The sequence below is a fragment of the Salinivirga sp. genome (assembly GCF_035268865.1).
Taxonomy (GTDB): Bacteria; Bacteroidota; Bacteroidia; order Bacteroidales; family Salinivirgaceae; genus Salinivirga.
Window position 1 is genome coordinate 1 of sequence record NZ_DATFKB010000050.1, and the last position, 11920, is coordinate 11920.

The following is an 11920-nucleotide window of genomic DNA, read 5'->3' on the forward strand; positions in this document are numbered from 1 at the left end:
GCGTTAGCTCCAAACTCTTCAAGCATTTGCTGTATAGGATCCTTTTGCTTTGGAAGGTCCTTTATAACATAATCTTCGACACCGGCCCTTTCTGCCGCAATTTCGATAGCATCATTGAGTCCGCCCAACACATCGACCAAACCAATTTCGAGTGCATCTCTTCCGCTCCAAACGCGACCCTGGGCAACTTTATCTACTTCTTCTTTTGTCATTCCACGTCCATTGGCCACATGACCGATGAAAGTTTGATAAATATCTTCAATAGATTTTTTTATAGCTGCTCGCTCCTTACTATCCAATGGTCTGAATGGAGAACCCATATCGGCATGTTTTGCTGTATTGACTGTTTCTACATTAATTCCAATTTTTTCTTCAATCAACTCCCGGGCCTGAAACAACAGTCCAAACACACCTATTGAACCTGTAATGGTATTGGGACTTGCAACGATGGTATCGGCCATACAACTGATGTAATAACCGCCACTTGCTGCAACATCACCCATAGAAACAATTACGGGTTTCTTCTCTTTCACCAGTTGAACTTCACGGAAAATAACCTCAGATGTAAGGGCGCTTCCACCCGGACTATTAACGCGTAAAACAACTGCTTTTACTTTATCATCTTCACGCACCTTGCGTAATGCCTTTGCAACATTTTCTGTCCCAATCTCATCTACACTGCCTTTACCTGCTCCTATTTGGCCTTGCGCGTAAACAACGGCGATTTTATCCATCTTGGATATCAACTTATCCTTTTGTGGTTTTGGAGCATGCGTATAATCGCCAAGCGTAACCATAGCAAGCTTTTCGCCTTCGCCTGTACCCGCTTTTGTCTTTAGTTCGTCCATAACCTGATCATAATACCTTGCGCCGTCGGCCAGGTTATATTCCACTACATCATCAACATTGGTCAGCAGCATTTCATCAGCAATACGCTGTAGCTCATCTACCTTCAGGTTTCTTGATGATCCGACTTTCATTAAAATTTCATTCCAAAGCGAACCCATATATGCAGCTATTTGCTCACGGTTTGCTTCACTCATTTTATTGTCGAGGAAAGGCTCTACCGCACTCTTATACTTACCATGGCGGATTACCTGTGGTTCAACACCAATCTTTTCAAGTGTTTTCTTAAAAAACATTACCTGAGAAGTCAGGCCCTGCATTCCAACCATGCCTTCAGGATTAACATAAACTTTATCGGCTACTGTAGCCAGATAAAATGCCTTTTGGGAATAATAATTCCCATAGCTGATTATGAACTTACCACTATCTTTAAAGCTTGCGAGTGCATTACGTACCTCAGTTACAGTAGCAGACCCGGCAGTTATATTATCAAGGTATAAAAATATACCTTTAATTTTTGAGTCATTTTTCGCTCGGTCGATATTATCAAGAATCTGACTCAAACTGCTCGAGGATTGTGGTTCAAAATTCGTTGGACTGAATTTTGCAAATGGATTTTTTGGTGCCCGGTCCATTATTGGTTTATCCAGTGTAATTTTAAGTACGCTATTGGGTTTAACCTTCACTACTTTCTCTGTATCGACAAGTGAACTTACCGAACCGATAAGAATAAAAACACCAATAATTGTGGCAATAAGAAATGCCAAAAAGGAAGCCAGAAAATACTTCAAAAAACTTTTCATATGTTTATAATTTTGATTTTAGTGGTCATATGGAGCTCGCCATGATGTATCAAACTTCCGTCACACAAGGTTTTCAGTTTTTATTATAATCATACAGGTGTGTCAAAATTTTTATCATGGCTCGGTTCATATGTTTATAATTTTGATTTTAGTGGTCATTACTTGTCCCGATGCTAATCGGGATGGAGCCCCCTATTACCTGTTTTACAGTTTTTTTTACCTGCAATATTCCAAATCATACTCGTGCCTTGTTTCGCTTTCGGCTTTCGCTAAAGCTATAGCGGAAGCTACGCGAAGGCGCAGTGTGTTTAAACATTTAAGCATGGAGGTTTCATGGATTTGTTTTGATTTAGTTTAGCTCAAATTTATTAATTTTAGAATCAATTACGTGACAAATTTATTGTTTTTTAAATTTACTTACATTGTTATTGGCAAACCGTACGATTTTTGTGCAGCATGTAAAAATAACCCATAAAAAAGATTATTAAAAACCTTATGTTTCACAAAACCATTTCAAATAATGTTGTTTTACTTCTGGGCTCAAATATGGAGATACGCAGTGAACATTTAAGCTTTGCCATCAATGAATTAAAGAGTTCAGGAATCAAAATTACAAATATCAGCAAGCTTTATGAATCAGAAGCATGGGGTTTCGAAGCGGAAAACTTTATTAACCAGGTAATAATTATAAACACCTCACTTACCCCTACCCAACTACTTAATCTCACACAAAAAATTGAAAAAAAAGCCGGCCGCCTACCAAAAACAAAAGCTTCATACGAATCAAGACCTCTTGATATCGACATACTTTTCGTGAATGAACAAATTATTGACAACGACCGATTGAAAGTTCCTCACCCTAAAATTCATGAAAGGCTGTTCACCCTGGAACCACTTAATGAGCTAATACCTGGATATAAACATCCGGTTTTACTTAAAACCATCAAAGAACTAAAAAAAAAGTGTACAGATAACGGTTTTGTAATGCCATTAGAGAAAGACAAAAAAAAAGAATAAAAGCTTAAAAAAACTGTGACAGCCAATCTCTGAATGTGAACAGTACAATTACCATTATAAAAGACCAAATGGCTATCGTTAGTGTCAGGCATTTTATAATTCGTCGTTTGTTAGGATAGTAGGCAGCCAGAATAAGCGCACCTAACGGAATGGAAAAAAGCACAGGGGTAAGAATAACAAGACCCCAAAAACCATAATTACTTTTTACGTAAGCCAGGCGTCGGGAGCGCTTTGTAAATACAGGTTTGTTTCGACGAAAAAAAATAATATTTCTCTTGCGTAAAAATTTCACAACCTCTCCCCATGCATAAACAAAAAAAGTGGCACCAGAAATTCCGCCTAGGGTTGTAATTAAATAAACTACTGGAGCTGTAAGGCCTTTGGCAAATACAGCAATAGGGAAAGTCATTGCAAACTTAACGCTGCTGAGTAAAAAAATTAGCAAATACTCCAAAACTCAACTATTTCTGGTTGGCTGGTTAAACTATTAATCTGACTTACTTCCAAAAGCCAGGTCACCGGCATCTCCAAGCCCGGGAACAATATATGATTTCGAAGTGAGTTCATCGTCTACAGCTCCTACCCACAAAGTTACTTCAATATCTGAAAGTTTATTCTGAATATAATCAACCCCTTCTCGTGAAGCTATGATGGTAGCAATGTGGGTATGTTTAGGCGTACCGTTTTGCAACAAGCCATTGTAAGAAAGCTCCATTGAAGCGCCTGTAGCCATCATCGGGTCAGCTAAAATCATAACTTTATTATCGAGTCTGGGGGCAGAAAAATGCTCAAATTCTATATGAAAATCATCTCCCTGCTCATATTTTCGATATGCTGAGACAAATGCATTCTCAGCACGATCAAAAACCTGTAGCATTCCGTCTTGCATGGGTAACCCGGCCCGTAAAATTGTTGCAAGCACCACCTGATCGTTTAATAATCTGGCATTGGCAGACCCTAATGGAGTAATTACCTCTTCGGTTTTAAATTGTAGCTCTTTGCTAATCTCGTAAGCCATTAGCGCGCCAATGCGTTGCATATTTATTCTGAAGCGCATGCTGTCTTGCTGGATTTGACTATGGCGCATTTCGTATAAAAACTGACTAAATACCGAATCAGTTTCTCCTAAGTTGACGACTTTCATTCAATCTTCATTTTAATATTGGTAATTTAACATGCAAATTCATGCGCTAATTACCAAAGAATTATTCACTTAATTTGGGTTGTCAAGCTTTAAAACAAGATCATTTATTAAGAACAACCGGACAAAAATAGCAAAACAATTCATTTTTAGCAACATGTATGCCCATTGAGTACCAAATTAAAGCTGACACAAAGGTTAATTGGCTCAAAAAACACAAAAATCCTGAAACATTTGTAAATTTGGGATTTCCGGAGATAGCCAAACATGAAAAACATTTCATGGTAATATTTTTTTTGAAAATATTCAAATGAATGAAAGCACTAACTTTTTCACATAACAGCAACATTGATACCGCCAAATGGGACAGCTGCATTCAAAATGCACCAAATGGCCGAATATATGGATTTAGCTGGTACCTGGATATTGTTTTCCCGGAATGGTATGGTTTAATTTATGGTGATTTCGAATATGTTATGCCCGTGTTTATTGCTAAAAAATGGGGTTTAAAATACATACTGCAACCACCCTACGCACAGCAAACAGGCGTTTTCCCAAATCCTGAACAGGAAATAATGTTAAAATTCACAATAAGGCTGTCACAGGAAGCTCGCTATATACAAACTACCTTAAACAACAGTAACCATACACCAAAAAATTTTGAAATTATTTCAAAAGAGAACCTATTACTCAATTTAAACGACACATACCAAAATATAAGATCAGGCTTCAATAAACACACAAAAAGATACACCAATAAGGCTCAAAAAAACGTTAACATCAACGAACACATTACTATTAAACAATACATAGATTTAAAAAAGGCAGCATCAGGCAAATTCATTAATGATGATATACTCAACAAGCTCAGGCTTATTTTACTAAAAACACAAGAACGGAATATGCTTGAATTATTTGCTGCTTATGATCAGCAAAATGAACTATGTGCAGCAGCTGCATTTATTCATGATCCGCGCAGAATTACATACATCAATGGAGTATCGTCAGATTTAGGAAAAACACACAGAGCCATGTATGCTATTTTTAATCATTTTTTACATAAAAATACCGAAAACCCAAAAGTTCTGGACTTCGAAGGCTCATCAATTCCTGGTGTCGCAAGGTTTTTCAGCGGATTCGGGGCTCAACCAGAGCAATACTATTTAATAAAACAAAATCGGCTGCCTTTCCTAATCAAAGGTTTGATAAAATGAAACGCATTGTAAAAAGCATAATTTTCAGGTCAGCAAACTTGCTGAATTTTCCTTATATAAAAAAGGGCAATTACCCCATACTTCTGCCTTTTTACCATGCCGTTGAAAACCAGCATCCATCTTACATCAGCGGATATCAGGTAAAAAACGAAAAACAATTTAAACAGGATATTAATTTTTTATTGAAACACTACGTTCCTGTGACACTTGATGATTTAAAAAAACCAGAAGAACTACCCTCCAATGCAATGCACATCACTTTTGACGACGGCCTGAAATCTTGCAGCAATATAATAGCACCAATACTACTCGAAAAAAGTATTCCAGCCACCTTTTTTATCAATCCCGCTTTTGTAGACAACAATGACATATTTCACCGATTCATTTTTGATATGGCACATAAAAAGGGCATAAAACTACCTGAGCAATTGAAGTACTACCCGGATAAAAATAAATTACTGGAAACAACTGAAAGCAAAAAAACACAACTGAAAGAACATATTAAAAACAGCAACATCTACATGGGTATGCATGAATTGATGCAACTCAAAAAAGAAGGTTTCTCAATTGGAGCACACAGCTGGGACCATCCGGAATTTTACAAAATCGACCAGAGAACACAATATAAACAGGTTAAAAACAGTATGCAGTGGATTGAAAAGCACTTCAACCCAACTACAAAGGCTTTTGCCTTTCCGTACACCGATCATGGAATTAGCAATGGATTGCTAAAAAAAATACATTCAGAAAACCTTGTTGATTTATCATTTGGCACCGCCGGACTAAAGTACGACAGTTTTCATGGTCATTTGCAACGTATTCCCATGGAAAAGAGAAGTTACGAAACGGCGCAAAGCATCTTAAAATACGAGCACTTTTATTTCAAAATCAGGCAATTAATGAAGAAAAATACGGTTTTAAGAGATGATTGAATACGACACAGAACATAATTTAACGATAAAGAAAATTCTCATTCAGGAGATTCCGGGTTTTATTGACAGTGATTTTTATGAATCTCTCAACGTGAAGCCTATCTCAAAGCCACGTGCTCATTCATATTTTCATAATCCCAGAGCCACACCTAATGACCCGGTCATTTATATGCTATTCCAAAACGAACAGCTTATCGGTTTCAGAACCATTATGCCCGATTTAGTAAAACTACCCGGAAAAGAAATAAAATTTGGATGGTGCAGCGGCAACTGGATTGACCCGAAGCATCGCCGAAGAGGGTACTCAAAAATATTACTTGATTCGGCGTATGAAGATTGGCAGCAAAAACTTATGTATACAAATTTTGCACGCGAATCGCATCTGCTCTACAATAAAACATCGTATTTCAAACTACTCAAAAAGCGCATACGAACCCGGTTTTATGGTAATGTTGATGTAACAGAACTGCTGAAAAATCGCAGTTTTTATAAATACCTCAAACCAACCATACCCCTTATTAATATATTTTTTAAGCTCGCCTGTCGTTTTAAAAGAATATTTTTCAGGCCATTTAAACTTAAAGCATATTCCATATTTACTGAACAGCATTACCCGGCAAATTTTTATGTACAGGACCTCGCTCCAGAAAGTTTGTTTGCACGCTCCGATGCCGAACTCAAATGGATGGCAAAGCATCCCTGGCTTTCGGACCAGCCGGATTATAAAAAAACGAACTATCCATTTTCCTTATTTGAAGCCGATCATAAAATTTGGTACGTATCAATTCGCACAGGCAATGAAGTTGCAGGAAAACTCATATTGTCTTCAAGAAACGGTAATTTGAAATTACTTTACAATTTTGCTCAAAACATAAGTGAAATAGCAGCTAAAGCAATAATAAATTTATGCTATGAAAATCGAATGAAAACCTTTTCGGTGATGGACGTGGCTATTACCAAAGAATTATCAAAACTCAGAAAACCATTCATTTTCAACAAAACATATCAAATGGGCATTTACGCTACCTTTGAAATTAATGATAATGGGCAGCTATACATCCACGACGGAGATGGCGATTATATGTTTACCTGAATTAAATCTGTCCCTCATCGGCAAAACTGTAGTATTTCTGATTTCCAATTATTACATGATCCAGCACCCGCATATCGAGCATTTCTGCAGCTTCTTTAATTTTCCGGGTAATATTAATATCGGCCTGGCTGGGTTCAAGATTTCCTGACGGATGATTATGCGCTAAAATCATGGCTGGTGCAGAGACCAACAGGGCCTCCTTTAAAATAATTCTCACATCGGTAACAGTGCCTGCTATTCCTCCCTGGCTGATTTTTTTCCTGGCAATAACTTTATTGGACTGATGTAAAAAAATCACCCAGAACTCTTCATGGTTAAGGTCAGAAAGCTGGGAATACATTAACTCATAGGCATCTTCGCTGCTTCGCACCAGCACAGCAGCATCTGACTGTCGCTCGCTACGGCGTCTGGCAATTTCCATGGCCGCCACAAGTGTTACAGCCTTGGCTTCGCCAACACCCTGAAAACGTGTAAACTCTGCCGGGGTAAAACGCGCAAGCTTATGAAAACTATTTTCTGCACCAAGTAAAATTCTTTTGGCAAGTTCAACGGCACTCTCATTCCGGGATCCGGAACCAAGCAAGATTGCAATAAGTTCGGCATCAGACAAAACATTAACGCCTTTATTGAGCAATTTCTCCCTGGGCCGGTCGCTTTCAGCCCAGCTGGTTATTGGCATAAAAGGTTTTTTATCTTCCATGCCCTGAAGATAGAAAGTTTTCTGTAATAAAGTAAAAAGGGAGATAAAAAAAGAAAGTAGCCCGTAGGAGATTCGAACTCCTGTTACCAGGATGAAAACCTGGCGTCCTAACCCCTAGACGAACGGGCCATCTTGAAAATATGATCTACTAAACCGCTGATTAAGACAAAGCGTTTACGTGCCTTGTAATCTTTGATTTCAGGTTAGCAGCTTTATTCTTATGAATCTGGTTTTTGCGAGCGAGCTTATCTACCATTGCAACAACCTTCGGAAGCATCTCCTGGGCTTTTGACTTATCTGTAGTAGCTTCTAACTGGCGTACAGCGTTACGAGTTGTACGAGCATAGTAACGATTATGCAGCCTTCTCACTTTGTTCTGCCTGATTCTCTTCTTTGCTGATAAATGATTTGCCATTCTATTACTTTTTTCACTTCAATTTTAGTAGCCCGTAGGAGAATCGAACTCCTGTTACCAGGATGAAAACCTGGCGTCCTAACCCCTAGACGAACGGGCCATGTGTTGTACAAAAATTCATTTTGAATGATTGCGGCTGCAAAAATAGAGAATGTTTTTTAAGTTCAAAAATTTTTTAACTGATTTTTTACGTTTTTGTTTAAAATTGTTTGTCAGGCTTTATCCCTCCCAATAAAGCAGTTCAAAACCAATCCCATACAAATAGATTTATTCAATTTATTAATCATTATAAACTGATCGGTTCCGAACAAGCATGTTCGTTTTCCTATCAGAAATACGGCACAGGAAAAAGATCAAAAACAACAGAAACGCCTGATTAATAGCTACCTAAAAAACATGGCATATTAGTAGCAATTAAGGAACAAACCCTTAAACCATTTTATCATGCTGAATTTTTTAAAATCAAAAGATGAAACAAGCAAAACACTAAAACCGGCAGTCGGTGCAGCCCTTATTGCATCTTCCTTTATTGGACTGGAAATATTATGGACCCGGATTTTTTCAGCCGAGTACTTTTATACTTTCGCATTTCTTGTTTTATCACTCTCCATTCTAGGCCTTGGACTGGGAGCCCTGGTCATTAGATTATTTCAAAAGCTGGGGGACCACAAAAAGTTGTGGATGTACCTGACCCTTGGCGCTGTAATCTCAATTGCGGGTCCTATGTTGGTGCTACAATTCGACCTTAACTTTACTGAAATCTTTGGAAGCTGGCTGATGGCCGGAAAAATTGCACTTGTAATTATTATTCTGAGTATCTCATTTCTTTTTGGGGGAATGTCATTAGGCATAATCTTTAAAAACCATCATACCCAAATGCCCAAAATCTATATGTCAGATTTAATTGGGTCAGGTTTGGGTGTAGTAATAGCAGTACTGTTAATGAACATAATAGAAGTCCAAAAAACGGCATTTCTAGTAAGTGTACCAGCATTAACAGCAGCGATTCTCTATGCAAAAAAATGGAGGAAAACCATTCCTATTACCATGATTGTCGCCCTACTGGCCTTATTACCCAAAGCTGAAACATGGCTCAACAAACCAAGAGAAGAGCGTTTTGAACTCATCTACCAGCACTGGGATGCTATGGCGCAATTAAAAGTACTTAAGCGCAGTGATAATTTTTATTACTCTGTGATTGACAATGCAGCACATGCTCCTACAATTGGTTTTAATGGTAATTACAATAAACCCGACAGCCTGAAAAAATTTCCCGGCTACCCCATGCCTTATATGGTAAAAAGATATGATTCATGCACATTTCTGGCACTGGGTGCTGGTGGTGGTGGCGATGTTTTGAATGCACTCAATTCAGGTGCAACTGAGATTCATGCTGTAGAAGTGGTACCCCATTTAAACGATCTGATGAAAGAAGGCTTCTTACATGACTTTACAGGAGAAATATACAGTCACAAAAACGTAAAAGTCATCACCGAAGATGGCCGGGCCTATGTAAGACAATTCAATAATAAATTTGATATCATATATTCTCTGAGCTCTAATACTTTTGCATCCCTGGCATCAGGGGCGTTTGCGCTTGCAGAAAATTACTTGTTCACACAAGAAGCTTTTGAAGATTATTACGATGCTATGACCAAAGAGGGCATTATGCTCATGGACCATCAATTTTATATTCCCCGATTGACCACAGCTGTAATACAGGCACTCAAAAATAAAGGTGTTGATGACCCGCAATTGCACATTGCAATATTTCACTCTTACCCGGGCCGGCGAAAAATGATGCTCATCGGCAAAAAACCACTGAAAAAAGAGGTTATAAACAATGCCTTTCCTTCAATGACAGCTGGTGAGAGTCCATATTTAACAGAAGAATATCCAAACCCTCCCGATTCTCTAAAAAACAACCTCGTATCGCAGATCATAAAACATGGCTGGGAGCAAATACAAGATACGGTAGCAACTGACTTATCGCCTACTACAGACGACAGACCATTTGCAGCTCAAATGGGTTTGTGGAAAAATTTCGACATCGGAAATATTGACAAAATATCGCCTTATGAATTTAAAGGCTTTCCCGTAGCTAAGCTTTTAATTCTTGTTATTTTGCTTGTAGTTGGATTAATTGTAATTCCCATTAATTTGATTCCATTTTTGAAAAAAGGGAACAAGCTTACATTTAACGGATGGAGCTTCTTCTTTCTGATTGGTGTTGCTTTTATGGCTATTGAAGTAATTTTGATTCAAAAATATACCCGTTTTATTGGGCCCGGATCTTACACCTTTGTCACCATTTTATTCACTTTACTGCTGGCATCAGGTATTGGCAGCCGTTTTTCGCAAAATTTCAAATCATCCATACCATTTATTGGTATTATATTATGGGTTTTATCCGATATTTTCTTGTTTGAATATTTGCTCAATGCTTTAGATTCCCTTCCCATGTTTGGACGCATATTGATTACAATTATATTAATTCTACCACTTGGTTTTTTCATGGGTATGCCATTTCCCAAAGGCACAAAACGAGTCGGAGAACTAATCGATTGGGGTTTTGCCATTAACGGAGCGGCATCAGTCCTGGGATCAACAGCCATCATGCTTGTGGCATTTAATTTTGGATATAATATGGCGCTCTTAGCAGGTGCTGCGGCTTATTTACTAGCCATGCTCTTAATGAGATCGCAAAAAGAGTGGACTACCCAATAACAAAACATTACCAGATATAAAACCGGTTATAATAGCCGGTTTTTTTTTTGTAAATGCTTACGCTTTTTAGTAAATATTGTTTTACTTTTGTTTAAACCTTTAAATGACAGGTATGATGAAAAAACTCATTTTAATTCCTGCAATTCTGTTAATTATTATGACTGCCTGTACAGAAGATGAAATAATATCGTACACCCCAAGTAACTTATATGGAACGTGGGATCAATTTGCCCCACCTGCATCCACTGAAGGGTATGATTCCATTTATCACATATTCACAGGGACACAATACAAGATAAGATACTTTAAAAACGACACCATTTCGGGTGAAGTGGCCTATGAATATGAATTTGATGGTCAATCGTTTATTTACGAAAGTGGTTCTGAAATAGTAAACGATATAAATACACTTAATGACACACTGCTTAGTTTTACAACAAATGCTCTCGGAACAGAGGAAACTGTAGAATGCCTGCGCGTTCAATAATTTGCAAGCTTATTTCAATCTGACATAAGCATAAGGATGGACTTAAAACTTATTCATTTTTAGATATGGTGCTTCGAAAATAACTCCGCTATTGGGAAAGAAATTTATTTTGTAATTTTGCATACGTTTATAAAACAAGATATTTAGAACACAAAAACAAAAAACATGAAAAAAACAGTTTTAATACTTTTAACCCTGATCTTTGCAACTGCAGCGTGTGAAAAAGAAGACGAGAAAACTTACGACCAAACTGACCTTTACGGTACCTGGAAACAAATCACGCCTGACCCTGCAGAAGAAGATAACGACTCAGCCTTCCACATCTTTACCGAAACTGAATATAAAATTAAGTCATACAGCAATGGCTATCCAGCATCTTTAACGTTTGAATACACCTTCGACGGAAAGTCATTTAAGTACAATCTCGGAGTTGACGTCACCAATAAAATCAACACCTTAACAGGCACCAAATTAGACTTCACCATGAGTGCAATGGGTACAAGTGAAACATACTCGTGTACGAAAGTTCAATAGTTTTGTGTCGG

The 11920-nt window shown here is 37.8% G+C and carries 12 protein-coding genes and 2 tRNA genes; 7 read left to right on the top strand and 7 right to left on the bottom strand.

The features are described from left to right. Positions 1-1649: signal peptide peptidase SppA (gene sppA, locus VJ937_RS03330; RefSeq protein ID WP_324065483.1), on the bottom strand; the 1649-nt coding region annotated here is incomplete at its 3' end. A gap of 495 nt (positions 1650-2144) precedes the next feature. On the opposite strand from sppA, the gene folK reads away from it, so the two are divergent. Next, a complete protein-coding gene (gene folK / locus VJ937_RS03335; RefSeq protein ID WP_324065484.1) occupies positions 2145-2666 on the top strand; it encodes a 2-amino-4-hydroxy-6-hydroxymethyldihydropteridine diphosphokinase in 522 nt (173 codons plus the stop codon). 4 nt (positions 2667-2670) lie between these two features. Here the strand turns inward: folK and VJ937_RS03340 are convergent, their stop codons facing one another. Together VJ937_RS03340 and upp are read right to left on the bottom strand one after the other, a co-directional pair. Next, positions 2671-3120 carry a hypothetical protein gene (locus tag VJ937_RS03340; RefSeq protein WP_057952610.1) on the bottom strand — a complete coding sequence of 150 codons (450 nt, stop codon included), beginning with the start codon at positions 3118-3120 and terminating at the stop codon, positions 2671-2673. A 33-nt stretch (positions 3121-3153) separates the two neighbouring features. Further along, positions 3154-3810 carry a uracil phosphoribosyltransferase gene (upp, locus tag VJ937_RS03345; RefSeq protein ID WP_324065485.1) on the bottom strand — a complete coding sequence of 219 codons (657 nt, stop codon included), beginning with the start codon at positions 3808-3810 and terminating at the stop codon, positions 3154-3156. A 311-nt stretch (positions 3811-4121) separates the two neighbouring features. On the opposite strand from upp, the gene VJ937_RS03350 reads away from it, so the two are divergent. Genes VJ937_RS03350 through VJ937_RS03360 form a run of 3 tightly spaced genes read left to right on the top strand, consistent with a single transcriptional unit; the run spans position 4122 to position 7046 of the window. Then, positions 4122-5021, top strand: a complete 900-nt coding sequence (locus VJ937_RS03350) for a hypothetical protein (protein WP_324065486.1) — start codon at positions 4122-4124, stop codon at positions 5019-5021. Next, positions 5018-5953, top strand: a complete 936-nt coding sequence (locus tag VJ937_RS03355) for a polysaccharide deacetylase family protein (protein WP_324065487.1) — start codon at positions 5018-5020, stop codon at positions 5951-5953. The genes VJ937_RS03350 and VJ937_RS03355 overlap by 4 nt, the downstream gene beginning before the upstream one ends. Further along, positions 5946-7046: a GNAT family N-acetyltransferase gene (locus VJ937_RS03360; protein WP_324065488.1), complete on the top strand. Its 1101-nt coding sequence runs from the start codon at positions 5946-5948 to the stop codon at positions 7044-7046. Before VJ937_RS03355 ends, VJ937_RS03360 begins: the two co-directional genes overlap by 8 nt. A 1-nt stretch (position 7047) precedes the next feature. Here VJ937_RS03360 and radC read toward each other — a convergent pair whose 3' ends face one another. The 4 genes from radC to VJ937_RS03380 form a co-directional block, all read right to left on the bottom strand. Continuing rightward, complete coding sequence (gene radC, locus VJ937_RS03365; RefSeq protein ID WP_205627986.1) at positions 7048-7725, bottom strand: RadC family protein; 678 nt, start codon at positions 7723-7725, stop codon at positions 7048-7050. Positions 7726-7803: 78 nt separating this feature from the next. After that, positions 7804-7875: transfer RNA gene (locus tag VJ937_RS03370), tRNA-Glu, on the bottom strand. Between the two features lie 31 nt (positions 7876-7906). Beyond that, entirely contained in the window at positions 7907-8161 is a 255-nt protein-coding gene (gene rpsT, locus VJ937_RS03375; protein ID WP_057952616.1) for a 30S ribosomal protein S20, read from the bottom strand. Positions 8162-8189: 28 nt separating this feature from the next. Next, positions 8190-8261: transfer RNA gene (locus VJ937_RS03380), tRNA-Glu, on the bottom strand. A 344-nt stretch (positions 8262-8605) separates the two neighbouring features. On the opposite strand from VJ937_RS03380, the gene VJ937_RS03385 reads away from it, so the two are divergent. From VJ937_RS03385 to VJ937_RS03395, 3 genes are all read left to right on the top strand, one after another. After that, positions 8606-10888: a hypothetical protein gene (locus VJ937_RS03385; protein ID WP_324065489.1), complete on the top strand. Its 2283-nt coding sequence runs from the start codon at positions 8606-8608 to the stop codon at positions 10886-10888. A gap of 112 nt (positions 10889-11000) precedes the next feature. After that, positions 11001-11375 (top strand): hypothetical protein, encoded by a 375-nt coding sequence (locus tag VJ937_RS03390; RefSeq protein WP_324065490.1) that lies wholly within the window; start codon positions 11001-11003, stop codon positions 11373-11375. 165 nt (positions 11376-11540) lie between these two features. Further along, entirely contained in the window at positions 11541-11909 is a 369-nt protein-coding gene (locus VJ937_RS03395) for a hypothetical protein (RefSeq protein WP_324065491.1), read from the top strand. Positions 11910-11920 lie beyond the last annotated feature (11 nt).